The sequence below is a fragment of the Pseudoalteromonas sp. S2893 genome, assembly GCF_005887105.1.
GTDB classification, from domain to species: Bacteria; Pseudomonadota; Gammaproteobacteria; order Enterobacterales; family Alteromonadaceae; genus Pseudoalteromonas; species Pseudoalteromonas atlantica.
In genome coordinates, this window is the sequence record NZ_PNCY01000011.1 from 110348 (window position 1) to 134102 (window position 23755).

Consider the following 23755-nt stretch of genomic DNA (forward strand, 5'->3'; position numbering starts at 1 on the left):
AGCCATACCCGCTGGCTTTTTAGGAGTTAAGTTATGCTACTGGATACCCCTATTTGTGACTTTGGCTGGCAAGCACCCAACTTTACGTTAAAAAACCCGCAAGGTGAGTCTTTTAACTTAGCCGATAACCTTGGCGAAAGCGCCTTGTTAATCATGTTTATTTGTAACCATTGCCCTTATGTGCAACGTATTGCAAGGCGCTTAAGCGAAGATACCGCGTTATTAATAAACGAAGGTATAAATGTGTTAGCTATTATGTCGAACGACTATAAAAGCGTCCCTGCTGACTCCCCAGCTAATATGGAAAAATTTGCTAAGCAGCACGGCTTTTTGTTTCCCTACCTTGTTGATGAAAACCAACGCGTAGGCAAACAGTATGGCGCGGTTTGCACGCCTGATTTTTTTGGTTTCAATAAACATGGGGCACTGCAATACCGTGGCCGCTTAGACGATGCAAAAATGAGTAACGATGCACATCGCACTCCTGAGTTAGTTAATGCCATGCGCCAAATTGCGGCCACAGGCAAAGGTCCTGAGCAGCAAACACCCAGCATGGGCTGCTCTATAAAATGGAGTAATTCATTATGAGTACAGTACATTTAAAATTGGGCGTAACCGATTTATCGTTTCATCATGTAACGGCCTCTTTAGTGAGCCATGTTTTAACTGATATGGGCTTTAACGTTGAGCGCATTTATGCGCCGCATCAAGATAATTTTAAAAACCTTAAATCTGGTGAAGTAGATTTACTCGCCTCAGCATGGCTGCCTTCAAGCCACGGTATTTATAAAGCCGATGTTGAACAAGTTATGCCACTCGTTGAGCTTGGCTTACATTATGAGCCTTATGCACACTGGGGCGTACCAGATTACGTACCGCAAAGTGCAGTGAACGAAATTAGTGATTTGTTAAAACCAGACGTGCTTACAAAAATGCAAAAAACAATTCAGGGCATTAATGCCGGTGCTGGTATTACCCGTTTTTCTATTAATATGATGAAAGAATATGGGCTGACGAGCGCAGGGTATGAGTTTTTAACCGGCACAGAGCATGACTGTTTTAGCGCGTTTGAAAACGCCGTCGCCACCCAAACCTGGTGCGTAGTGCCGTTATGGAAGCCACAATTTTTGCATTACAAGCACACAATACGTGAGCTTAAAGAACCACAAGGATTACTAGGCGTTGTTGATAGAGCTGTTTTACTCCTACGTGAAGATAAACAAGCGCTGTTTAACCAAGCACAGTTAAACACCCTTGATAAATTACGCTTTTCAAATGAGATCATTGCCGAGCTTGACTATAAAGTATGCAAAAACTTACAACCACTCGATGACGTAACGCGTAATTGGCTTAATAACAATCCAATTAAAAAGTAATTTGTGCTTTGTTTTTTTAAAAAAGGCTCAATATAGACACTACTTGGCTAAAATAGCCACTTAACGGAGATAACCATGACCCATCCAATTATTAATGATTTAGAAAAACGTTATACAACTAAACGCTACACAACCAAGCGTATTCCTCAAGATGATCTAGATGTAATTTACGAAGCTATGCGTCTTTCTCCTTCATCTATTAACTCGCAGCCGTGGAAATTTATTGTTATTGAGTCAGACGAAGCTAAAGAGCGTATGCACTCTACGTTTGCTAATAAATTTCAATTTAATCAGCCGCATATTAAAACTGCATCACACGTTATTTTATTTGCTTACAACCCTAAATATAAACGTGATGACTACGCACAAGTCATTGATGCAGACATTAAAAATGGCCGTACTCAAAGTGAAAACCGCGAACAAGCATTTGGTGCGTTTGCTTTTGTTGATATGAATACCGATGAGCAAGGCAACAATGCAATGTGGACCAAAGCGCAAACTTACATTGCCCTGGGCAACACAATGCACGCCGCAGCACGCTTAGGCGTTGATTCAACACCTATGGAAGGTGTAGATGCACAGCTTATTGGTGAAGTGTTTGAACAAGAGCTCGATGGCTATATTTGTGATGTAGCATTGGTACTTGGCTACCACGATGACACTGAAGATTATAACGCTAAGTTACCTAAATCTCGCTTAGCAAAAGAGCAAGTTATTCAGGTTTTATAAAAACCTATTAAAAAAGCTTAGCGCTAATGAGTGCTAAGCTTTTATATTCATTTTATTTTTTAGCAATAGCTTGCAGTACCGACGCTAAACCTGTGTGGTATGTGCCTTCAAACACTTCTCGCTTTAGCTCTTCTAAATGTATAAAGCTAAGCTCGGTTAAGTCATCTTGTAAATCGCTTTTTGAGGTTTTAGTATCGACACTTGGGCCGCCTCCGGTATTATAATTTACTTGCTCAGGCGTATAGGCCTCAAGTAAAAACACCCCACCTGGCTTTAAACCTTTAACAGCGCGCTTATATACCGCTGAACGCACGGCACTTGGTAAAGGGCAATAAATAGACACTACTGCATCCCATTTTTCTTTTTCAAAATCAAACTTCGCTAAATCGGCGTGTACTAGCTCAATGTTTACGTTGTGCTCTTTGGCAAGCTTTGCCGCTTTTTCAAGCCCTACTTTTGAGCCATCAACCGCGGTAACGCTGTAACCCATTTTTGCTAAAAATACCGCATTTCGTCCCTCACCTTCGGCTAAGCTAATAACATTGCCTTTAGGTAATTGCTTATAGTGCTCAGCTAAAAAATCGTTTGGCTGTTTGCCATAAGCATATTGCTGAGTGTTATACCTTTCATCCCACATAATAGCTCCTGGTATTATTTTGCGTATTCATAGCGTTGAATAAGCCTGCTTAATAATTCCACTAATAATATGTAGTGTAAATAGGTAACTAATTTTTTAATGTTGTTAATATACTACTCAGCCATGCTCACGCACACTGCTAAGTGCTGGATTAAAAGGGGGGATTTTCAGAGCTAAATAAAAAAAGCCAGTGACGAGGTCACCGGCCAAAAGAAGGCAATACGAAGGGAGTCGTACTGGCTGTTAAAACTTTTTCAGTATTCGCTATCTTAATAACGGCACATGAGATTCTAATGCCTGATAGTTCATCCATTGGTTTAATTGCTCTGGCCAGGTAATGGTTGGCTCGCAATATAAACCGCGTAATATAGAAAAATAAATAGCGCTATCAAGCAAGCTTAATGACGTTTTACCATTATTAATATTGAGCTGTTTTTCGGTGCCAATTAAAAATTCATTTACTTGTAAAACGATCTCAGGAGTTGATGCTATTAGGTTTACAAAGTTAAGCTCTGTTGATTGCTTGTTATCTTCCCACGCTATGCGGCTAGATTCTGTTTTAAACTCTTTTAAATCAAGTAATGGCCAGCGCGGCAAACCAATTTGCAATAAAGGCGCAAACGAGCCACCTTGCCACTCAATAGCCCCTTGCGTTGGCTTGTTTGATTCGCTAGAGCCAGCAAGTTCAATAAACAGGCTAATAATTTCGTTACTTTCACCCATAACAGTGCCGTCATCTTTTTCAAGAATAGGTACCATTTTTTTACCAATTAGTTTTGTTGGTGTTTCAGTGTCGTCGTAATCAAGTACAACGTCATCAAGCTTAATGCCTAATTTACCTGCTACATATTTAACACGCGCACAAAAAGGACAATGAGAGTAACTGTATAGTTTCATAATTAATTAAAGCCTAAAGCGGGTTAAGTACCTATGCCCGTAAGATACCCAAATAGTCAGCGCAGAAAAACCGCATTTAGGTTGAAACTTTATCTTGTAAAAATTGATAATCACGCTTTAAAAAGTAAATAAAATAAAAAAACACGCCATAAAGGCGTGCTTAATTTACACATTATAGTTAGCGCCCTATTACGCCCTCAGCTAAAGGTTTAAATCTAAATATATAATAAGGTGCTTTATTTTGAGCATTGCCGTTATTAAGTTGTGCCGAAAGCGGCAATTGCGCAGCGCCGGTGTACATGTAACCCTCTGGTCCAATGCTTACACCATCAGGCCAAATCATGTTTTTATCGTACGTGTAATCACGGTACGTACGTGTTTTGGCATCAATAACGCCCACAGTACGCTCACCCACTATGGTTAAATATAAATTATCATCAGCATCAATACTTAAACCACCGTTTACTGGTTTTTGTGCGTATTGCTCTACACGTTCGCCTAGTTGTTTATCGGTTAATTGCTCGTTAGCAATGTCGGCCATTTTAATACGGTAAACATACTTTTTATTAAGCGGAGCAAAGTAAAGCCATTGCTGCGCGTTATCAAGCACAATGCCATCGGCCCCAATAAAGGCATTAAGTTGCTTTTGGTTATCAGTCCCTTCATCAATCATTATTGGCATTGTGTAATCGGGTAATGCACTTTCGTGACCTTGCAGTACTCGCCGGCTCTTACCTGTTTTAGTATTAACGATAATAAGGGCGGCTTGCTTGCCATTTCCGCCATCTGCAATACCTTCATCAGCGATCACCAATGTATTGTATTTGCTCGATATAGCTAAATCATTAAGTTGAGATTGAGCAACCGATATAGGGCTAGGTAAGTAAATAATTTTATTAAGCTTATTGTTTAGCGCATCCCATGCTATCAGCTTTGGCGTAATACGCGGTTGCGCCTGACCTGAGTCGAGTATCCAGACATTACCTCTGTCATCAGCCCTTACCCCTAATACCCAATTTAAATAGTTAGCGGGATTTTTTAAGCTGCCATCACTTTTATAAGGGGTTTGCATTTGCGCATTAGGAAATGGCACCACATCACCACTTTTTAAAAGCTCCCCCACTTTTACTTTTGGGTTATAAAAAGGGTGATAACTAAAAATAAAGCGCTTGTTTTGTGTATACGTAATACCGCCCACAGCACCGTCGGTTTGTGCGTAAACCTCAGCGGGTACCGTGTCATTTGCAAAAGCCGAGGCACTTATTAGCAAGGCTATAGCGCTTAGCCCTAATTTAGATTTATTTAAAAACATAATTTGCCCTACTTTTCTTAATGTAATTAGCTGTGCCGTCTATCCAGTCTTGACGAGCTGGTGCAAAAAAATCAATATCCACCGTATCTTGGATAAAGTGAAATTCGTGCGGTACATTGGCCGGTATTACCATCATGTCACCCGCTTTCATAAGGTATTGTTTACCGCCAGAAAACACTTTAGCCTCGCCTGACATGATCCACGTCACTTGTTCATTTGGGTGTTTATGAAGCGGTACTTTGCCGCCTTTTTTAGCCACCCATTTTACAAACGTTGATTGCGTACCATGAAAATATTGACGTGTTAAATATGGACCCATTTGCTCTTTGGGTTGGCTGTCGAGATTAAGTAAAAAAGGGGCGTTGGTAATGTGCTGATTATAACTATCCATTATGCCCATTTGGGGTGCAGGCGTTATTTGCTGTTCAAGTTTACTTTGCGCTGCCCATACGCCACTGCTTGTTAAAGCAGTTGCTAGTAAAAGCGTGTTAATTTTCATAGTTTCACCTAAATAATAAACTGTGTGCGGTTGCACTGACTATTTAGGCAAAGTTTACAGGCTGAGGATTTTTGAAAAAGCCGCCTAGGCAAGAAACATTTTCAAATAAAAACGAGTAATTAATTACTTATTACAAAACAAAAACCCAGCAATAAAGCTGGGTTTTACTTAGGTAATGCTTAAAAACGCTTAACTGACCTTTAATTCTTGCATTTGTATGTACTGTACTAAGTCTTCAATCGTTACCACTGTCATGCTGTGTTTATTAGCATAATCACTTACCTGTGGTAAACGCGCCATGGTGCCATCAGGATTAGTGAATTCACAAATAACTCCAAACGGTTTTAAACCAGCCAGCTGCATTAAATCAACAGATGCCTCGGTGTGGCCGCGGCGAACTAAAACCCCACCTGTTTGTGCTTTTAAGCCAAATACATGGCCTGGGCGCGATAAATCACTGGGTTTGGCGCTATCGGCTGTGGCGGCTTTAATCGTTGTTACTCGATCGGCTGCCGATACGCCGGTTGTAACACCGTGTTTAGCCTCTATTGTGACTGTGTAGGCTGTATTATTTTGGCTGGTGTTGTGAGTTACCATTTGCGGTAGCTCGAGCTGCTTAATACGCTCATCGCCCATACACAGGCACACAATACCGCTGCCTTCGCGGATCATTTCCGCCATTTGTTGGGTGGTTAAATGCTCGGCAGAGAAAACAAAATCACCTTCGTTTTCGCGGTTCTCGTCATCAACAACAAGTACGCCTTGGCCTTGCTGCAAAGCAGCGATGGCGTTTTCTACGCGGGTGTGGCTTTCGCCAAATTGGCTAAGTAAAGACTGAATCATTATTATATTCCACATAAAAATAAATAGATTCAGGACACTGAAAGGCATGGCAAAACACACAAACTAAATTGCGCACTTTTTGCCACTAAACAGCTTATACCAATCCGCTTAATTAAGTGATTTATTTTGAGGTTGGAAAAACGTGTCGCTCAAAATGATTAAGTATTATTGCGAATTGGTATTAAACACGCAGCCACAGGCCACGTGTTTGCATACGCTACAAGCTATATTCTCTTTCATCCGGACTATAACCGTCGGCTCTGGCATCTCACCAGATCTGCTTGACCTTTATTTAATACATTAAAAAACGATTATTAAATAAAGCGCTCGCGGGCTCGTTTTATTCAAAAACTAATGAGTAAAACATACCGCCGGTGGGGAATTTCACCCCGCCCTGAGAATGTACCGTGAAGTTATCTGTTCACGGCCTGCGCATTATACGCGTGTATTTATACGTTATTCAAAAATAAACGTTAAATAAGTTCAGTGTTTAGTGAGGCATTGAGTACGTTACCTTGGTTAATATCGGCCGTGAGTGAGCATTTTGCGCCATTAACTAAGTTTAAATTTGGCTGCACATGGCCAATATCAGCATCTATTATTACCGGGAATAAACACCCACCCAATGCCACATCTAGCGCATGGCGGTAATCAAATGCATCGTGATGACTTTGTGTTATTTCGCTGCGCCCTAAAATAAGGCCGTTAATATCATCAAATACACCGGCAAGTTTGAGCGACAGTAAAAATCGTGCCACGGTTGTAGGGGTAAGCTCTGAATTTTCTAGGTATAAAATTAGCCCTTCGTTCGCACTGTGTTTTTTAAAGTCGTGCAATGCTAAAAATGGCGAATCCAGCAATAATCCTACCGTATCAAGGCAACCGCCAAATAAGCGCCCAGACATCTCTATTGTGCGCTCATCGGTGTAATTGAGGCACTGCCACTGGGTAGGCTCGCTTGGCGCTAGCAGCTCATCGGGGTTTTGTGCGTAATTGGGTTTATTTTTTTGATAATAAGCAGAAGGTCCTTGCTCAAATTTACTTCCCGACTCGTAGGTAATGGTTTCAAAAATTTGTAAGCTGTAGGGGTTTGTTTCATCAGGGTGAAGCTGCATTAGGTTGGCACTATGAAGTGTTGCCCATTGGCACTTAGCCGTAAGTGCACAGGCAATTGTGCTCACATCAGAAAAGCCCACCAGCCATTTAGGTTTGGCCTCTTTTATGGCGTTAAAATCGAGCAGTGGCAAAATTTCCATCGCCAGCTCTCCGCCCATTGGCGGCATAATGGCGGCAACCTCATCATCTAGCAAAAAGCCCATTAATTGCTTGGCATGCGCTTTTGCATCTAATTCATCGCGGGGTTTATTTTGGCGTAAAAACTCCCCTTCTACTACCTCGTAACCACGGTGTTTTAAACCGTCTATCACTCTATCTAATCGTGCATGGTATTTTTCTTTTAAGCCCGACGAAAGCGAGCAAATAGCAATTTTAGAGCCTACTTTTAAAGGCGCTGGATAAAGTATATTAGCCATGAATGTTCCTTTTAATAAAGTGATTCCACTGTGTAAAAGCCGTTATGCATTTACACATTACCTATATGAATGTACCTATATCAACACGCACAGTCTTTATGCAATATGAATAAGCGTAGAGTGTGTTTAGCATTTATGCAGTCACCATTTTATTTATAAATTTTTTAACGGGTAATGGCGCGCGCTTTTTATAGCAATCTACTAATGCCAATCCGTTTAATTAAATAATCTATTTTGAGGGGTGGTGTTATATATGCGGTTTATGAGGGTAAGTTGGCATTAGCTAGTTTTTAGGCATAAAAAAACCGATGCAATTGCATCGGTTTTTGCTAGTACATTACTGTGAGCTAAATATTAAAGATACTCAACGTCAATGATTTCGTACTCAACGTCGCCTTTAGGCGTTTTAATGGTCACAGCATCATCTGTTTGTTTACCAATTAAACCGCGCGCAATCGGTGAGTTAACAGAAATTAAGTTACTTTTAATATCTGCTTCGTCATCACCCACAATACGGTAGGTTACTTCGGCATCTGTTTCTACATTTACAATAGTGACAGTAGTACCAAAAATAACTTTACCTGTATTAGGCATTTTAGTTACGTCAATAATTTGCACATTTGAAAGCTTAGCTTCAATTTCTTGAATACGGCCTTCACAAAAACCCTGTTGCTCACGCGCAGCGTGGTATTCAGCGTTTTCTTTTAAGTCACCATGTTCACGTGCAATCGCAATATCATTTACGATTTTAGGACGGGTAACTGTTTTTAATTCGTTAAGCTCTTCGCGCAGTAACTCTGCGCCACGAACTGTCATCGGAATTGATTGCATACTTTTCTCACTTAACACCAAGGCCTAGTGGCCTTGGTACATTTCCTTAGTTCAATCGCTGGTGTAGCTCTTGAACTGACGTCACTTTACTACGGTCGTCCGCTTGGTTAGCAGTACAGTTAGCAAATGCCGCGTTCAAGGTTGTCGTGTAGTTGGTTTTGTTTTGCAATGCACCACGACGCAACACCTTCGAATCTTCGATCGCTTGGCGACCTTCGGTGGTATTTACGATATAGCTGTACTCTTTATTCTTGATGTTATCAAGAATATGCGGGCGGCCTTCATATACTTTGTTTACACGGCGTACTTCAATACCGGCCTCTTTTAAAGCCTCTGCTGTGCCACCTGTTGCATCAATTTCAAAACCAAGGTCTGTCATGGTTTTAGCAAGTTCTACAACACGAGACTTATCGCTGTTACGTACAGATAGTAACGCGCGACCACCGCGTGGTAAAGTGTTGCTTGCACCTAATTGTGCTTTTGCGAACGCTTCGGCGAAAGTATCGCCAACACCCATCACTTCACCTGTAGAGCGCATCTCTGGGCCACGGATAGGATCCACACCTTGGAACTTAGCAAATGGTAAAACAACTTCTTTAACGCTGTAATACGGTGGAATTACTTCTTTAGTAATGCCTTGGCTTGCTAAAGACTGACCCGCCATACAACGCGCGGCTACTTTTGCAAGTGCAATACCGGTCGCTTTAGATACAAACGGTACAGTACGCGCCGCACGTGGATTCACTTCAATTAAGTACACTTTGCCATCTTTTACAGCAAATTGTGTATTCATTAAGCCCACTACGCCAAGCTCAAGTGCCATATCGGTTACTTGTTTGCGCATAACATCTTGCACTTCTTGTGATAAAGAGTGTGCAGGTAATGAACATGCTGAGTCACCCGAGTGAACACCCGCTTGCTCAATGTGCTCCATTATACCGCCAATAATTACTTGCTCGCCGTCACAAATGGCATCAACGTCCACTTCGATTGCATTATCTAAGAAGTGATCAAGTAGTACTGGCGCTTCATTTGAAGCTTGTACCGCTTCGGTCATGTAACGCCGTAAGTCTTGCTCATCGTAAACAATTTCCATTGCACGGCCACCCAGTACGTACGATGGACGCACAACCAGTGGGAAGCCAATTTCACCTGATTTAAGTAATGCTTCTTCAGTTGATGTAACTGTTGCGTTTTCTGGTTGTAGTAAATCAAGACGCTCTACTAACTGTTGGAAACGCTCACGGTCTTCTGCGCGGTCAATCGCATCTGGTGAAGTACCAATTACTGGCACACCATTCGCTTCAAGTTCACGTGCTAGTTTAAGTGGTGTTTGGCCACCGTACTGTACAATCACACCTTTTGGTTTTTCAACACGTACAATTTCTAATACGTCTTCAAGTGTAATTGGTTCAAAGAATAGACGGTCAGAGGTATCGTAATCGGTAGAAACCGTTTCAGGGTTACAGTTAACCATGATGGTCTCATAGCCGTCTTCGCGTAGCGCAAGGGCTGCGTGCACACAACAGTAGTCAAACTCAATGCCTTGGCCGATACGGTTAGGACCGCCGCCAATAACCATGATTTTGTCTTTGTCTGACGGGTTCGCTTCACACTCTTCATCGTACGTTGAGTACATGTAAGCTGTGTCTGAGCTAAATTCGGCAGCACAGGTATCAACACGCTTGTACACAGGTACAATGTTTAACTGATGACGCTTTTTGCGAATTTCGGCTTCAGATACACCAGCAATTTCAGCAATACGTGGGTCGGCGAAGCCTTTACGCTTAAGTTTACGTAAAAACTCTGCATTTAAGCCGGCCATGCCACCTTCAGCGATTTTAGCTTCGTCTTTTAAAATGTCTTCTATTTGTACTAAGTACCAAGGGTCAACTTTGGTAAGTTCAAATACTTCTTCTACGCTCATACCGTGGCGCATTGCATCGGCAATGTACCAAATACGCTCAGCGCCTGGCTCGCGTAGTTCACGGATGATTTTTTCGCGCGCTTTCGGGTCATCAAGTGCCACAATTGGGTTAAAGCCCGTTGCGCCTACTTCAAGACCGCGTAATGCTTTGTGTAACGATTCTTGCTGGTTACGACCAATCGCCATTACTTCGCCCACTGATTTCATTTGCGTTGTTAAGCGGTCGTTCGCGCCAGCAAATTTTTCAAAGTTAAAGCGAGGAATTTTTGTTACTACGTAGTCGATTGATGGCTCAAATGACGCTGGTGTTTTACCACCTGTAATGTCGTTTTGAAGTTCATCTAACGTGTAACCAATTGCTAACTTAGCGGCAATTTTAGCAATAGGGAAACCCGTTGCTTTAGATGCCAGTGCGGATGAGCGAGATACACGTGGGTTCATCTCAATGATAACCATGCGGCCATCATCAGGGTTTACACCAAACTGTACGTTTGAACCACCGGTTTCAACACCAATTTCACGCAGTACCGCCATAGAGGCATTACGCATTAATTGGTATTCTTTGTCGGTTAGGGTTTGTGCTGGTGCAACGGTGATTGAATCACCAGTGTGTACACCCATTGGGTCAAAGTTTTCGATAGAACATACAATGATACAGTTGTCTTTTTTGTCGCGAACAACTTCCATTTCATATTCTTTCCAGCCAATCAGTGATTCATCAATCAACAACTCACTTGTTGGTGATAAATCTAGGCCGCGCTCACAGATTTCGTTAAATTCTTCCATGTTGTAAGCCACACCGCCACCGGTGCCGCCCATAGTGAAAGAAGGACGAATAATACACGGAAAACCAATACGTGTTAGCGTATCGTGTGCTTCATCCATAGAGTGAGCAATTTCAGCACGTGGACATTCAAGGCCAATGTTTTTCATGGCTACGTCAAAGCGTTCACGGTTCTCTGCTTTGTCGATTGCATCGGCGGTTGCGCCAATAAGCTCAACGCCGTGTTTAGCCAGTACGCCGTGCTTATCTAAATCAAGTGCACAGTTTAATGCAGTTTGACCACCCATTGTTGGTAGTACTGCATCTGGCTTTTCTTTTTCAATAATTTTTTCTACCACTTCCCAATGAATAGGCTCGATGTACGTTGCATCGGCCATTTCTGGGTCGGTCATGATAGTCGCTGGGTTTGAGTTAACTAATATAACTCTAAAGCCTTCTTCTCTAAGTGCTTTACACGCTTGAGCACCAGAGTAATCAAATTCACAAGCTTGGCCAATTACAATTGGGCCTGCGCCTAAGATAAGAATGCTTTTTAAATCGGTACGTTTTGGCATTATTACTCCAGTTAAATTAGTTATTACGCGCTTGCATCAGGTCGATGAAGTGGTCAAATAATGGGGCTGCATCGTGCGGGCCTGGGCTTGCTTCTGGGTGACCTTGGAAGCTAAACGCTGGCTTATCAGTACGATGAATACCTTGTAGTGTTCCATCAAATAACGATTTGTGCGTGGCACGTAAGTTACTTGGTAGTGTGTCTTCATCGGCAGCAAAACCGTGGTTTTGTGCGGTGATCATTACTACATCGCGGTCTAAGTCTTTTACTGGGTGGTTACCACCGTGGTGGCCAAATTTCATTTTTACTGTTTTAGCACCTGAGGCCAGTGCTAATAATTGATGCCCTAAACAAATACCAAAAATTGGTGTATCGGTTTCTAAAAAGGTTTTAATTGCATCAATAGCGTAAGTACATGGCTCTGGATCGCCAGGACCATTAGATAAGAAGATACCATCTGGGTTTAAAGCAAGTACATCGGCGGCTGAGGTTTGCGCTGGTACAACGGTTAATTTACAACCGCGATCAACTAGCATACGTAAAATATTACGTTTAACACCGAAGTCGTAGGCTACTACATGAAACTTTTCATCATCGCTGCTAAGGGTTTTAAATCCTTGGCCTAATGTCCAGCTTGATTCGCGCCACTCAAAATTTTCCTTGGTTGAGACAACTTTTGCTAAATCCATACCTTTTAAACCTGGGAAGGTTTGCGCGGCTTGTAACGCTTTGTTTTCGTCTAACTCGTCACCGGCAATAATACAGCCGTTTTGTGCGCCTTTGTCGCGCAAAATACGGGTAAGCTTTCTGGTGTCGATGTCCGCAATACCTAAAATATTACGTTGTTTTAAGTAATCATCTAACGATTGCTCGTTACGAAAGTTACTTGCTAGCAGTGGCAAATCACGGATCACTAGGCCTTTAGCCCAAATTTGATTCGCTTCTTCGTCTTCGCTGTTGGTACCCGTATTGCCGATATGTGGGTACGTCAAAGTTACGATTTGTTCCGCGTATGATGGATCAGTCAAAATTTCTTGATAACCAGTCATAGACGTATTGAATACTACTTCACCGACTGACATGCCGTCAGCGCCGATTGCAGTACCGCGAAACACTGTGCCGTCTTCTAGGACTAACAGAGCGGATTTAGTCAAGTTAAACCTCCTAACAGTAAAAAACGGGAGTAAGCAAATGCTTAACACCCCGCCAATACCCAGAGGGATCGTCAAAACCAGATTTTTTTGTGAGCTTAAATTGTTTTACGCAGTCTTAAATGATGCCGATATAAAACGCTAAACCTTCAATCATTTTTCTTGCCTAAAACTCTTTTCATTCCCACTGAAACCCCTGGTTTTACTAGCCACTTGGGTATAATTGGAAACACGCATTTAGTAATTTTTGGCAAATTGGCTGCATTCTACATGAAGATGCTATTTAGGTCTAACGTTATTTAGATAAATACTACAAATAAGTCGTTTTAGGCAAAAATAGACCCAAACAGCTAAAAAAGTAACTAAACTACTTCAGATCTAGCACATCTTGCATATCATAAAGTCCTGCTGGTTTATTTTGTAACCACTGCGCAGCCCTTATAGCTCCTAATGCAAAGGTCATTCGCGAACTTGCTTTATGGGTTAATTCAAGCCTTTCGCCCATAGTTGCGAAATAGGCGGTGTGTTCACCTACTATGTCCCCGCCTCTTAGTACTGAATAGCCAATTTCATTTTGCGATTTTGCGGTTTCTACTTGGCTGCGGTCGTATACCGCTACTTCATCGTGATCCCACCCTTTAGCCTGTGCAATAGATTCACCAATGGCTAATGCTGTGCCCGATGGCGCATCTATTTTATGACGATGATGCGCTTCAAAAACTTCTATATCTAGGTCGTCACCAAACTTAGTGGCCGCTGTTTGCACTAGGTTAAGTAGCACATTAACGCCAACGCTGTAGTTACGCGCAAACACAATAGGAATATGTTTAGCAGCATTTTCTAATAATGCCATGTCTTCGCTAGTTAAACCTGTGGTGCCTATAACCATAGGCAGTTTTTTATCGAGCGCTGTTTTTAAGTGATTGCGCATACCTGCAGGTAACGTAAAGTCGATAAGTACATCAACATCAGCAACCTTGCTCTCGTCGCTAAAGCTAATGGCTTTGTCGGCTGCACTGTTTACTTGATTTACATTAATACCCAATAACGATGAGCTGCTGCGAACATACGCACCACCAAGTTGTGTTTGCTCTTTAATTGTCGCGGCTTCTAATAGGGCTAAGCCCATTCTGCCGTTAGCACCAAAAACACCTATTCGATTCATTGTTATTGCCTTAATCTGATTTAGTTGGATCTGTTGTTGCGTACCCTGACTAATTTGCCGACCTAAACTTGCTTTGAGCAATTATTAGCCACATATAATCGCACACCGGTAGATATTATCTAAAAGTCGTGCAATAGTCAGGTAAGCCCTTAATTAAATAATAATAACAATACCAGTTTACTTTAGCCATCTATACATTTAAACTTCTCTTTCGCGTCGATTTGGTCTTTGGCTTGCGGGCGCTGTGGTCATCTACTTTTCAATTAAAGAGTGATCTACTAAATTCAGCTAAAAGAGGAGTTTTGGCTGTGGTTATATTAACTGGTTATGAGGAATACAATGCAGCCAACATTTAATAAAAACAAAGCAATTCTATCTTTGCTTCCCCTTCTTACCTTTGTAGCCCTTTTTTTAGGCTCAGGTTTATATTTACAATCGCAAGGGGTTGATTACGCTTTTTACCAGCTCCCAGCGCCGGTTGCTATACTACCCGCTATTATGCTTGCCTTTATTTTAAACAAAGGCACTGTAAACCAATGTGTTGAAACCTTTATTAAAGGCGCAGGACACAACAACATTATTACCATGTGTTTAATTTATTTACTTGCTGGTGCATTTTCGGCAGTAGCAAGTGCCACCGGTGGTGTGGATGCGGTTGTAAACGCTGGCTTGTCACTTATTCCCCCGTCGCTGTTATTACCTGGGCTTTTTTTAATTGCTGCGGTTGTCTCTACTGCAATGGGTACATCAATGGGTACCATTGGTGCTATAGGGCCAATTGCTTATGCGGTATCCGTTAAAACAGGCATCGACCCTGCGCTAATGGCCGGTACTATAGTTTCGGGCGCAATGTTTGGTGATAACCTTTCTATTATTTCAGACACAACCATTGCAGCAACGCGTACGCAAGGCTGTGAAATGAAAGACAAGTTTAAAGAAAACTTAAAAATAGCGGTTCCTGCTGCCGTATTAACCATTGCTTTGCTGCTTTATTTAACACCTGCTCCACAAGCAGTAGAAACTAAAGATTTTGATTTATTATTAGTGCTGCCTTATGCCTTTATTTTAGTATTAGCTGTTGCCGGTATGAACGTGTTTGTGGTGCTATTTAGCGGTATTGTATTTGCTGCGCTAATGGGCTTTACCGGCAGCTACGAAGGCGCAAGCTTCGTAAAAGATATTTACAAAGGCTTTACCGATATGCAGGAAATATTTTTACTTTCTATGTTTATTGGTGGCTTATCTGAATTTATTCGTATTAACGGTGGCCTTGATTTTCTGGCACAAAAAATTCAAGCCATTACAAAAGTGATTGCCAAGTGGCACCGCAAAGTAGCTGATCAGCTTGGTATAGCTGCGTTGGTATTAACCAGCAACGTGTGTATTGCCAATAACACGGTATCAATTATTGTTGCAGGCCCTATTGCTAAAAAACTTGCTGATGATGGCGAAATAAGTGGTAAACGCTCTGCAAGTTTACTCGATATTTTTGCTTGTGTTACGCAAGGCTCACTGCCCTATGGTGCTCAAGCATTACTGTTAGGTGCTACGTTTAAAATTAGCCCGTGGGAAGTATCAACGTCATCTTACTACTGCTTTATTTTAGCCTTTACTGCCATGGCCGTTATTTGTTTGCGCCGCAATAAAGCCTGAATTTTGTGCAAAACCATATGTTGCAGCTTAATAAATAAGCTGCAACATATGTTAAAATAATAATCTACAAATCAATACCTTGTGCTATAATGCGCGCTTTCGCGTGTCACTAAAATTATAGTTAAATACAGATTATGAAATTTAAAAAAATACTTCCCCTCGTCACCCTTACGTCAATCGCTTTATCATCTTCTGCCCTTGCTGCTAATTGGAGCAGTACCGCATTACATGTTAATAATGGCGACCAAAAAAACCCATTTACCAAGCAAGAATCAGACACTACTGTTTACTCGCTGCAACATGCATCGGGCTATCATTACGGTGATAACTTTTTCTTTATTGATTACAGCAAAGACGATACAACCGACGGCTACCAAGATAGCGACTTTTACGGCGAATGGTATTCTACGGTAAGCTTATCGGCTATTAGCGGTGAGAAAATTGGCGCAGGTGCATTATTAGATGTAGGCCTTACTGGCGGAATTAACGTTGCCGGCGATGCCAAAATGATGAAATACCTACCGGGTGTTAAATTAAGCTGGGATGTACCTGGGTTCAACTTTTTTCAAACACTTGTCACTGCCTATATTGATGACAGTGAAGGCGTAGCAAAAGGCGGTGCCCCTATTGAAACTAACAGCTGGATGTTTGATGTAGCCTTTGAATACCCGTTTACCGTAGGCTCGCAAAAATTTAGCTTTAAAGGACACGCTGAGTACATTGCAGAGCGCGAAGATGAATTTGGTAACGACGTAGAAGCGTGGATACTTGCACAGCCTATTTTAGTATGGGATATGGGCCACGCGTTAGAAATGAAAGAAAACACCCTATTACTGGGTATGGAACTGCAATACTGGCATAATAAGCTAGGCACTGAGGTCACTGAATCGGTTCCACAAATACACGTTGAGTGGACTTTTTAAGCCCTTACAGTGTAAAACAGAGTCAACATTACTTTTAAACGGAGCACTTAAACAGTGCTCTTTTTTTTGCCATGAAAACTATTTAATTGAACACCCTTTAATACTTAGTTATTGTCTTACTTTAATTAAAGCCGTGTGCTTGCCTTTAATAGGAGTAAGGAAATGCCAGCGATTAAAGTTATTTGTTTGTCTGCATTATTAGCCTTTACTAATAATGCATTTGCCAGTAGTACAGAGCCCTCTAAAACCCTCTCTTACGATGCACTTTTAACAAATTACCAGTATGATTTTAAAGTAAATTATTTTGATATTGCTTCACAAAAGCAATCGCTAAAAATGGCGTATATTTATTTAAAACCCACGCAAAAAAATATGCCAACAGTGACGCTAATGCACGGTAAAAACTTTAATGCCGACTACTGGAGCCCCACAGCTCGTTACTTACAGTCGCTTGGGTTTGGGGTGCTGATCCCCGATCAAATTGGTTTTGGTAAATCTTCAAAGCCCACTAACTATCAATATTCATTTGCGGCGCTTGCGCATCATACACATGCATTAATGGACTCGCTAAATCTTGAAAAGTCGATTGTTGTTGGCCACTCTATGGGGGGAATGCTAGCGAGCCGTTTTGCATTAATGTACCCAGATACAACCACTAAACTGATTTTGCTTAATCCAATAGGGCTTGAAAACTACTTACACTATGTAAAATACAAAGACACCAACTTTTTTTATAAAAATGAGCTTAACAAAACGCCCGAAGGTGTTAAAAAATACCAGCAAAAAAACTATTACGATGGTCAATGGAATACCCAGTATTCAGCATTAACCGACTTTATTACAGGGCAAATACAAGGCCCAGATAAAGAGCAAATTGCCTGGGTTAACGCTAAAACCTACGATATGATTTTTACCCAACCGGTGATCACTGAATTTAAAGACTTAACGGTGCCCGTTAAATTAATTATTGGTACGCGTGACAGAACAGGCCCTGGCCGAAACTGGAAAAAAGACGGGATAGATTATCAGCTGGGGCGTTACGACAAATTAGGAAAACACGCTGCTGCGCTCATTCCTGATGCGCAACTGTTTGAGCTTGATAATTTAGGTCATTTACCGCAAGTAGAAGATTTTGAGCGATTTAAGGCAGTGTTTAAACAAGCACTAAGTGAGTAATAGCTTGATGCTTAATAAAATAAAGCCCCTGTAAGTAAACTGCTTACAGGGGCTTTTTATATAAAACTAATTTACAGCGTACATTGCGGGTTTTTACCCTGCGATTTAGCCGTACTTTGCTCGCTAAGAGCTTCGCTCATTTGCGCTTGTAGATTATTAATTCGATTGCTCGGTGCAGGGTGAGTAGATAAAAACTCAGGTGTGCTACCACTGCCTGCTGCGCTCATATTTTGCCAAAGCGTGACCGACTCTTGTGGGTTAAAGCCAGCTTGCGCCATTAAATCTAAGCCAATGGTATCGGCCTCTGATTCGTGTGAACGGCTAAACGGTAAAACTACGCCGTACTGCGCCCCTAAGCCTAAACCTTGCATAATTTCGTTGCGGTATTGTACATTGCCCATTTCAAGCGCTGCGCTGCCTAATTGCATACCGGTATCTAAAATTGAGCTTTGCGATACACGCTCATTTGAATGCTCTGCTATAACGTGGCCCACTTCGTGCCCTAGTACGGTTGCAAGCTGATCTTGATTGGTGGCTATTTTTAATAACCCCGTATGAACACCTATGTAGCCACCTGGTAATGCAAAGGCATTTGCCGACTCATCTTCAAATACCACGACTTCCCAATTTTGTGAGGCGTATTCTTTTGGTAAAACAGCCACGACCTTTTCAGCAATACAATTTACATACGCATTGGTTTTTGCATCTTTATTGATTGGCTGTGATTCCTTCATTTGAGCAAAACTTGCGGTGCCCATTTCACTCATTTGTTGATCTGAATACAGCGCAATTTGAGTACGCCCCGTAGGCGATGTTTTACAGCCGGCTAAAACTGCAGTTGCGAGTAAGGCAAGGGCTAGTTTTTTCATGGTGTTTCCTTCAAGTCTTTAATTTTTATTAGTTGTAGAATAGCAAACACGGTGCCAGTTTAGAATCTTTGCTCTTTATTACGCCGCTTTTTATTTTTAATAAATAAATGACCTTGCCAGACAAACTAAGTTTATACCCTTGCATAGCCCTGTTACACTATAAGCCTTGTTTTTAGTGAATGTTGAGTGACTACATGGACGCCTCGGCCTCGTCTTTTAATACCCGAATTTTGTTACCCTTGTTAGCCAGTATTGTTGCTATAACGCCGCTGGCTATAGACATGTACTTACCGGCCATGTTGGTTATTGCGAACGATTTACAAACCACTATGCCAAATGTACAAATTTCGCTAAGTATTTATTTGGCTGGCTACTCGCTAGGCATGTTATTTTTTGGCCCTATTGCCGATCAACTCGGACGACGAAAACTAGCCCGTATTGGCTTAACCTTATTTGGTGCAAGCTCATTTGCGCTGGCTTTTACCACCGAAATACACACCTTTTGGGTACTTAGAGCCGTGCAAGCATTCACCGGCGCGGCAGCCACTGTGGTTGTGCCTGGCGTAATTAGGCATATTTATCAAAAAAACACCGCTAAGGGCATGTCGTATGTATCTATGATTATGATGGTAGCGCCCTTAGTTGCCCCCTCTGTGGGGTCGTTTATTTTAGGGTTCTCGGTATGGTCAACCATATTCTTGGTTCTTGCTGCCTATAGCTTTTTAATTTTAGCGTTTGTACAAGTGTATTTAATTGATATCCCCATTCATAAAAATGAGAAAAAAGGCCTAGCCTTGTTTTTCGACAGCTATAAAACGGTACTTAGTAATAAAGATGCACGTGCAGACATATTAAGCTCTATGTTTGTCTCGTTTGGCTTTTTTTGCTTTTTAACCTCAGTGCCTTTTGTATACTTAGATTTATATAATGTATCTGAGCAATTATTTGGTATTTTATTCGCATTTAATGTCATGGCACTTATGTGTGGTAACTTTTTAAATACCCGAATTGTACCAAGAATTGGCTCTCGAAAAATGCTGTACATAGGGCTTGTATGTGGCTTTGCCTCTGGGCTGGCACTGCTTACGTTTAGCTTGTTGCAGCTTTCTTTATATTACATTGTAGCGGCCATTGCGCCTTTAATGATGAGCCTAGGGGTAACGGCGAGTAATGCTGATTCATTAATATTAATGAAGTTTGAAAAAAACACCGGTACCGCCACCGCTGTTATTGGAACGCTGCGCTTTGGCAGTGGCGCGCTCGTTGGCCCATTGCTTGCGGTGGTGCATGCAAAAAGTGCTGTGCCGTTTTCAAGCTTAATGTTTAGCGCCGTGCTATTAACTATGCTGGTGCAGTTAATCCACTATAAAATAGACAAAAAAAATGCCTCATAATGAGGCATTTTTTACAAACAGTGACTAATTAAGCGTCTGCTGCTTTAGATACCATAACCATTGCAGGGCGTAATAAACGGCCATTTAATGTGTATCCTTTTTGCATTACTGCAAGTACCGTGTTTGGTGAAACATCGTTACTTGGTTGGATAGACATTGCTTGGTGGAATTCTGGATTAAATTGCTCACCTTGTGGGTTAACAATTTCAACGCCAAACTTTGCAACCGCATCGTTAAAGCTTTTAACTGTCATATCAATACCTTCAAGCAATGGCTTTAGGGTTTCGTTTTCTTTATCAGAAAACTCAATAGCACGCTCTAGGTTATCGATTACTGGAAGTAATTCGTTAGCAAACTTTTCCAGTGCAAATTTATGTGCTTTTTCTACATCTTGTGCAGCACGACGACGAATGTTATCTACATCTGCGGCGGCGCGTACAACGCTGTCTTTTTGATCCGCAATGGTTTGCTTTGCGGTTTCAAGCTCTGCGTATAGCATTGCAATTTCAGCTTCAGGGCTTTGCTCTTGGTCTGCTTCGTGTTGCTCTGCGGCTTCTACTGCTGCTTCAACATCAGCTTCCATTTGAGCTACTTCTTCGTTTAGTTCTACTTCTTGCTCTGGGTTTTGTGTCTGCTCAGACATAAAATACGTGCTCCAATTCTTTACAACTGCGGTAATTATGGGGATTGAATAAAAAGATTCAAGAGTTAGATGGCTCTAATAATTTAAATTCTTGGATTAATTGTTCAATTTGCGCCGATTTAGGGCAAATTACGCAAAAGCGGCTTTGATACTCTTGATTTTGAAAGTACGGCACACTAATTACTATCAGCTCATTACACTCTGTAAACGGTAAGTTTTCAGTGTTTAAAACTGATACACCGTTTTTAAATGCGAGTTTATCTTCGACAAAATTTAAAAATGAAACGCCAATATTTAAGCTTTGTTCGCAATCGACCTTTTTATATAAATAGTTTTCGCCTACTACAATACTGTTATCTGATCCAAGCTTGTGACTAAGCTGGCGCGTCCACTGTGTCAGTGAGTCATGGCAATTACGCGGTGCGGTGTTTGCCATTGCTTGCATTCTGTACAAACCTTCCATTAAGGTTTGTTGGCTAAATACTGTGTTTAACCAAGTTGCAAATTGATAACGCACGGCATCTGAGGAATCATCAGGTTTGTTGATACAAATATTATGGCTTTGCCCTGCTCTATCTATTAGCAGTACAAGCCAATCGTTAGAATCAAACTCAAGCACTTCTACTCTAAACACTTGTTGTGAGCTTGCTTGAGGTAAGCCTACACAACAACATACTTGATACTTTTTACTTAAGCCATGGGCCAGCTCCACAAGTTGTGCTTGCTTTGGCTGCCAGTAATTAGCTATTTCAGCTAACGGAAAAAACTCATCAAACCAATAATCAAACCCTTGGTTTGTAGGTACACGCCCTGCCGATGTATGAGGGGAATATAACAAGCCTACTTTTTCAAGTCGCGCCATAGCATTTCGTACCGTGGCAGAACAAACCGCCATGCCTTTTTGCTTCGCTATTTTTGTTGATGGAACGGGCAACCCTTCACCATTACAATAAAGGCTCATCACTGCTGAAAAAATTTGTTGATCTCGCGGGTTTATATTCATGTTATCTACATCTTGTTGCATGAAAGAGATATCGGGGCAGTTAAAACAAATTCAAGCCTAAAGCACGCTTTAAGTGAATATGTTGTTGCATGCATTACAATAAAACACTGCTGCAACTATTTTTAAGCATTAAATACAAAAATTAAAGGGGTAATTTAATCTGTTGAGCCAATAATCAGCTCTTAGGTGAGCTTGGCAATATGCAGGCGTAATTGAATCATTATCATATTGGTAAATCTGTGTTTTCAAACACTTCTGTTTTGAGTTACCCTACAAAAATATTATTACTTTTTATTGCAGCCGTTATGCACTCACCGTTTAAAACTATTGGCCTTATAGGTAAACCAAACCACCCTAAAGCTGCGGCTACGTTACAGCGTTTACATACTTTTTTATCGGCTCTTGGCTTTACCGTGATTGTAGAAAAGCGCACCGGTGGGCAGTTATCGGATGTCCCTGATACTCATCAAGTTGACCTTGTTAGCTTAGGCGAGCAAGCCGACCTTGCTATTGTTGTAGGGGGTGATGGCAATATGCTTGGTGCTGCTCGCGTACTGGCACGCTTTGATGTAGCTGTAATAGGCGTAAACAGAGGTAATTTAGGGTTTTTAACCGACTTAAACCCAGAGGGCTTTGAAGGTAGCCTAGAGCAAGTGTTAAGCGGCGAATATTTAGAAGAAAAACGCTTTTTGCTCGAGGTGGAAGTATACCGCCATAACGAACTTAAAAGTGCGAATTCAGCCGTTAACGAAGCGGTGCTACACGCCGACAAAGTTGCCCACATGATCGAGTTTGAAGCTTTTATTAATAATGATTTTGTGTTTTCTCAGCGCTCTGATGGCTTAATTGTATCAACCCCTACCGGCTCTACAGCTTATTCTTTATCGGGTGGCGGGCCCATTTTAACACCTGAGCTTAATGCAATTTCGTTAGTGCCTATGTTTCCGCATACATTATCAAGCAGACCCTTAGTGGTTGATGCCGATAACGAGGTACGCTTAAAGTTAAGCCTTGAGAACACTGACAGCTTACAAGTCAGTTGCGACAGCCATGTAGTGCTTGCCGTTTTACCCGGCGATGAAGTGGTTATTAAAAAAGCCGACAGAAAACTGCGCTTAATTCACCCAAAAAACTACTCTTACTACAACGTTTTACGTACTAAACTTAATTGGGGCAGCCGTTTATACTAATTTTATTGCCAAGCGTAGTGCTTTAGCGCAAAATACAAGACAAATAAAAATTAATCAAACTAGGAATATCTAGCAATGACTTATGTTGTTATCTTTGCTTTGTTATTACTTATCACTTTGCTTGGCGCTTATATTAGAGTTGAAAACAATAGAAAAAAAGCGTTAGAAACCAAGAAAAAACAATTTAACGAACGTGTTGCCCAAGTAAACACTCGCCTCAAAACCAAGCTAAACAATTTATTAGAAGCCAAAATAATAAGACCTAAGTATGTAGCGCAAATTCAGGCAATTGTGACCAATTTTTTTGTGGTTCAGCCCCATACTGATGAAAACCTACAGCATTTAGAAGATATTAGCGACAGCTTAGTGAGCACGCTTTCGATTGAGTTTCAAAAAGCACTGCAAAGTGAAAACGCCCAAGCGCTACAAGATAATATACAGTACTTTGTGAGTGAGTTACCCCAGCAAGGCATACTATATAATAAAGCATTTTATCACGAAATTTTACCCTCATTGATTGTACAAATTAAAACTGACACACCTGTAAGCCCAAGCGAAAGCCTTGAAAATACTGACGAAACCCCTTCTGATGAAAGTACTGACTCTGATAGTCAGTTTTCTCAAAATGCGAGCGTTGCTTAAAAAGTAAAAAATTAATTTGCAAAAAA

The 23755-nt window shown here is 41.4% G+C and carries 22 protein-coding genes and 1 riboswitch; of the genes, 9 read left to right on the forward strand and 13 right to left on the reverse strand.

Going from position 1 to position 23755, the window contains the following annotated elements:
• Positions 1 to 33 precede the first annotated feature (33 nt).
• The 3 genes from CWC04_RS07120 (at position 34) to CWC04_RS07130 (ending at position 2105) form a co-directional block, all read left to right on the forward strand.
• The gene (locus tag CWC04_RS07120) at positions 34 to 588 is read left to right on the forward strand and encodes a thioredoxin family protein (RefSeq protein WP_138685005.1); all 555 of its coding nucleotides are present in this window, start codon (positions 34 to 36) and stop codon (positions 586 to 588) included.
• On the forward strand, positions 585 to 1376 hold the full coding sequence (locus CWC04_RS07125; RefSeq protein WP_138685006.1) for a glycine betaine ABC transporter substrate-binding protein: 792 nt from the start codon (positions 585 to 587) through the stop codon (positions 1374 to 1376). Before CWC04_RS07120 ends, CWC04_RS07125 begins: the two co-directional genes overlap by 4 nt.
• 75 nt (positions 1377 to 1451) lie before the next feature.
• Entirely contained in the window at positions 1452 to 2105 is a 654-nt protein-coding gene (locus tag CWC04_RS07130) for a nitroreductase family protein (protein ID WP_054983121.1), read from the forward strand.
• Between the two features lie 52 nt (positions 2106 to 2157).
• Here the strand turns inward: CWC04_RS07130 and CWC04_RS07135 are convergent, their stop codons facing one another.
• The 10 genes from CWC04_RS07135 to dapB form a co-directional block, all read right to left on the reverse strand.
• Positions 2158 to 2742: a class I SAM-dependent methyltransferase gene (locus CWC04_RS07135; RefSeq protein ID WP_054983120.1), complete on the reverse strand. Its 585-nt coding sequence runs from the start codon at positions 2740 to 2742 to the stop codon at positions 2158 to 2160.
• 264 nt (positions 2743 to 3006) lie between these two features.
• On the reverse strand, positions 3007 to 3639 hold the full coding sequence (gene grxB, locus CWC04_RS07140) for a glutaredoxin 2 (protein WP_054983119.1): 633 nt from the start codon (positions 3637 to 3639) through the stop codon (positions 3007 to 3009).
• Positions 3640 to 3817: 178 nt separating this feature from the next.
• On the reverse strand, positions 3818 to 4951 hold the full coding sequence (locus tag CWC04_RS07145) for an L-dopachrome tautomerase-related protein (RefSeq protein WP_029774289.1): 1134 nt from the start codon (positions 4949 to 4951) through the stop codon (positions 3818 to 3820).
• Positions 4938 to 5450 (reverse strand): cupin domain-containing protein, encoded by a 513-nt coding sequence (locus CWC04_RS07150; protein WP_138685007.1) that lies wholly within the window; start codon positions 5448 to 5450, stop codon positions 4938 to 4940. Before CWC04_RS07150 ends, CWC04_RS07145 begins: the two co-directional genes overlap by 14 nt.
• Before the next feature lie 189 nt (positions 5451 to 5639).
• The gene (gene ribB, locus CWC04_RS07155) at positions 5640 to 6293 is read right to left on the reverse strand and encodes a 3,4-dihydroxy-2-butanone-4-phosphate synthase (RefSeq protein ID WP_138685008.1); all 654 of its coding nucleotides are present in this window, start codon (positions 6291 to 6293) and stop codon (positions 5640 to 5642) included.
• Between the two features lie 224 nt (positions 6294 to 6517).
• Positions 6518 to 6699, reverse strand: a riboswitch (FMN riboswitch).
• Between the two features lie 67 nt (positions 6700 to 6766).
• On the reverse strand, positions 6767 to 7825 hold the full coding sequence (locus tag CWC04_RS07160) for a S66 family peptidase (RefSeq protein ID WP_126007485.1): 1059 nt from the start codon (positions 7823 to 7825) through the stop codon (positions 6767 to 6769).
• A 354-nt stretch (positions 7826 to 8179) separates the two neighbouring features.
• Positions 8180 to 8656 (reverse strand): transcription elongation factor GreA, encoded by a 477-nt coding sequence (gene greA, locus CWC04_RS07165; protein ID WP_126007487.1) that lies wholly within the window; start codon positions 8654 to 8656, stop codon positions 8180 to 8182.
• Positions 8657 to 8702: 46 nt separating this feature from the next.
• The gene (gene carB / locus CWC04_RS07170; protein WP_024033384.1) at positions 8703 to 11921 is read right to left on the reverse strand and encodes a carbamoyl-phosphate synthase large subunit; all 3219 of its coding nucleotides are present in this window, start codon (positions 11919 to 11921) and stop codon (positions 8703 to 8705) included.
• A 16-nt stretch (positions 11922 to 11937) separates the two neighbouring features.
• Entirely contained in the window at positions 11938 to 13074 is a 1137-nt protein-coding gene (carA, locus tag CWC04_RS07175) for a glutamine-hydrolyzing carbamoyl-phosphate synthase small subunit (protein WP_004588094.1), read from the reverse strand.
• Positions 13075 to 13438: 364 nt separating this feature from the next.
• Positions 13439 to 14236 (reverse strand): 4-hydroxy-tetrahydrodipicolinate reductase, encoded by a 798-nt coding sequence (gene dapB, locus CWC04_RS07180; protein WP_138685009.1) that lies wholly within the window; start codon positions 14234 to 14236, stop codon positions 13439 to 13441.
• A 339-nt stretch (positions 14237 to 14575) separates the two neighbouring features.
• Between dapB and CWC04_RS07185 the strand changes: the two genes are divergently transcribed.
• The 3 genes from CWC04_RS07185 (at position 14576) to CWC04_RS07195 (ending at position 17988) form a co-directional block, all read left to right on the forward strand.
• Positions 14576 to 15889: a Na+/H+ antiporter NhaC family protein gene (locus CWC04_RS07185; RefSeq protein ID WP_138685010.1), complete on the forward strand. Its 1314-nt coding sequence runs from the start codon at positions 14576 to 14578 to the stop codon at positions 15887 to 15889.
• Between the two features lie 134 nt (positions 15890 to 16023).
• Positions 16024 to 16812 (forward strand): nucleoside-binding protein, encoded by a 789-nt coding sequence (locus tag CWC04_RS07190; protein WP_138685011.1) that lies wholly within the window; start codon positions 16024 to 16026, stop codon positions 16810 to 16812.
• Between the two features lie 162 nt (positions 16813 to 16974).
• A complete protein-coding gene (locus CWC04_RS07195; RefSeq protein WP_029774341.1) occupies positions 16975 to 17988 on the forward strand; it encodes an alpha/beta fold hydrolase in 1014 nt (337 codons plus the stop codon).
• A 71-nt stretch (positions 17989 to 18059) separates the two neighbouring features.
• Here the strand turns inward: CWC04_RS07195 and CWC04_RS07200 are convergent, their stop codons facing one another.
• A complete protein-coding gene (locus CWC04_RS07200; protein WP_004588099.1) occupies positions 18060 to 18857 on the reverse strand; it encodes a M48 family metallopeptidase in 798 nt (265 codons plus the stop codon).
• 194 nt (positions 18858 to 19051) lie between these two features.
• Here CWC04_RS07200 and CWC04_RS07205 point away from each other — a divergent pair, with 194 nt between their 5' ends.
• Positions 19052 to 20251, forward strand: coding sequence for a Bcr/CflA family multidrug efflux MFS transporter (locus CWC04_RS07205; protein WP_024033378.1), 1200 nt, complete (start codon positions 19052 to 19054; stop codon positions 20249 to 20251).
• 28 nt (positions 20252 to 20279) lie between these two features.
• On the opposite strand, the gene grpE is transcribed toward CWC04_RS07205, so the two are convergent.
• Together grpE and CWC04_RS07215 are read right to left on the reverse strand one after the other, a co-directional pair.
• Entirely contained in the window at positions 20280 to 20894 is a 615-nt protein-coding gene (gene grpE / locus CWC04_RS07210) for a nucleotide exchange factor GrpE (protein ID WP_054983111.1), read from the reverse strand.
• Positions 20895 to 20952: 58 nt separating this feature from the next.
• On the reverse strand, positions 20953 to 21918 hold the full coding sequence (locus tag CWC04_RS07215) for an HrcA family transcriptional regulator (protein ID WP_031289855.1): 966 nt from the start codon (positions 21916 to 21918) through the stop codon (positions 20953 to 20955).
• Between the two features lie 284 nt (positions 21919 to 22202).
• Between CWC04_RS07215 and nadK the strand changes: the two genes are divergently transcribed.
• Together nadK and CWC04_RS07225 are read left to right on the forward strand one after the other, a co-directional pair.
• Positions 22203 to 23087, forward strand: a complete 885-nt coding sequence (nadK, locus tag CWC04_RS07220; protein ID WP_004588103.1) for an NAD(+) kinase — start codon at positions 22203 to 22205, stop codon at positions 23085 to 23087.
• 75 nt (positions 23088 to 23162) lie between these two features.
• Positions 23163 to 23729 carry a hypothetical protein gene (locus CWC04_RS07225; protein ID WP_138685012.1) on the forward strand — a complete coding sequence of 189 codons (567 nt, stop codon included), beginning with the start codon at positions 23163 to 23165 and terminating at the stop codon, positions 23727 to 23729.
• The last annotated feature ends 26 nt before the right edge of the window (positions 23730 to 23755 follow it).

What these genes read in the sequence shown, in the direction of transcription:
- CWC04_RS07205 (WP_024033378.1), top strand. Translation starts at nt 19,052, where the DNA reads ATGGACGCCTCGGCCTCGTCTTTTAATACCCGAATTTTGTTACCCTTG.
- CWC04_RS07185 (WP_138685010.1), top strand. Translation starts at nt 14,576, where the DNA reads ATGCAGCCAACATTTAATAAAAACAAAGCAATTCTATCTTTGCTTCCC.
- ribB (WP_138685008.1), bottom strand. Translation starts at nt 6,293, where the DNA reads ATGATTCAGTCTTTACTTAGCCAATTTGGCGAAAGCCACACCCGCGTA.
- CWC04_RS07200 (WP_004588099.1), bottom strand. Translation starts at nt 18,857, where the DNA reads ATGAAAAAACTAGCCCTTGCCTTACTCGCAACTGCAGTTTTAGCCGGC.
- carB (WP_024033384.1), bottom strand. Translation starts at nt 11,921, where the DNA reads ATGCCAAAACGTACCGATTTAAAAAGCATTCTTATCTTAGGCGCAGGC.
- nadK (WP_004588103.1), top strand. Translation starts at nt 22,203, where the DNA reads ATGCACTCACCGTTTAAAACTATTGGCCTTATAGGTAAACCAAACCAC.
- CWC04_RS07160 (WP_126007485.1), bottom strand. Translation starts at nt 7,825, where the DNA reads ATGGCTAATATACTTTATCCAGCGCCTTTAAAAGTAGGCTCTAAAATT.
- CWC04_RS07120 (WP_138685005.1), top strand. Translation starts at nt 34, where the DNA reads ATGCTACTGGATACCCCTATTTGTGACTTTGGCTGGCAAGCACCCAAC.
- CWC04_RS07125 (WP_138685006.1), top strand. Translation starts at nt 585, where the DNA reads ATGAGTACAGTACATTTAAAATTGGGCGTAACCGATTTATCGTTTCAT.
- CWC04_RS07195 (WP_029774341.1), top strand. Translation starts at nt 16,975, where the DNA reads ATGCCAGCGATTAAAGTTATTTGTTTGTCTGCATTATTAGCCTTTACT.
- CWC04_RS07145 (WP_029774289.1), bottom strand. Translation starts at nt 4,951, where the DNA reads ATGTTTTTAAATAAATCTAAATTAGGGCTAAGCGCTATAGCCTTGCTA.
- grxB (WP_054983119.1), bottom strand. Translation starts at nt 3,639, where the DNA reads ATGAAACTATACAGTTACTCTCATTGTCCTTTTTGTGCGCGTGTTAAA.
- CWC04_RS07190 (WP_138685011.1), top strand. Translation starts at nt 16,024, where the DNA reads ATGAAATTTAAAAAAATACTTCCCCTCGTCACCCTTACGTCAATCGCT.
- dapB (WP_138685009.1), bottom strand. Translation starts at nt 14,236, where the DNA reads ATGAATCGAATAGGTGTTTTTGGTGCTAACGGCAGAATGGGCTTAGCC.
- CWC04_RS07150 (WP_138685007.1), bottom strand. Translation starts at nt 5,450, where the DNA reads ATGAAAATTAACACGCTTTTACTAGCAACTGCTTTAACAAGCAGTGGC.
- CWC04_RS07215 (WP_031289855.1), bottom strand. Translation starts at nt 21,918, where the DNA reads ATGCAACAAGATGTAGATAACATGAATATAAACCCGCGAGATCAACAA.
- CWC04_RS07225 (WP_138685012.1), top strand. Translation starts at nt 23,163, where the DNA reads ATGACTTATGTTGTTATCTTTGCTTTGTTATTACTTATCACTTTGCTT.
- CWC04_RS07135 (WP_054983120.1), bottom strand. Translation starts at nt 2,742, where the DNA reads ATGTGGGATGAAAGGTATAACACTCAGCAATATGCTTATGGCAAACAG.
- grpE (WP_054983111.1), bottom strand. Translation starts at nt 20,894, where the DNA reads ATGTCTGAGCAGACACAAAACCCAGAGCAAGAAGTAGAACTAAACGAA.
- CWC04_RS07130 (WP_054983121.1), top strand. Translation starts at nt 1,452, where the DNA reads ATGACCCATCCAATTATTAATGATTTAGAAAAACGTTATACAACTAAA.
- greA (WP_126007487.1), bottom strand. Translation starts at nt 8,656, where the DNA reads ATGCAATCAATTCCGATGACAGTTCGTGGCGCAGAGTTACTGCGCGAA.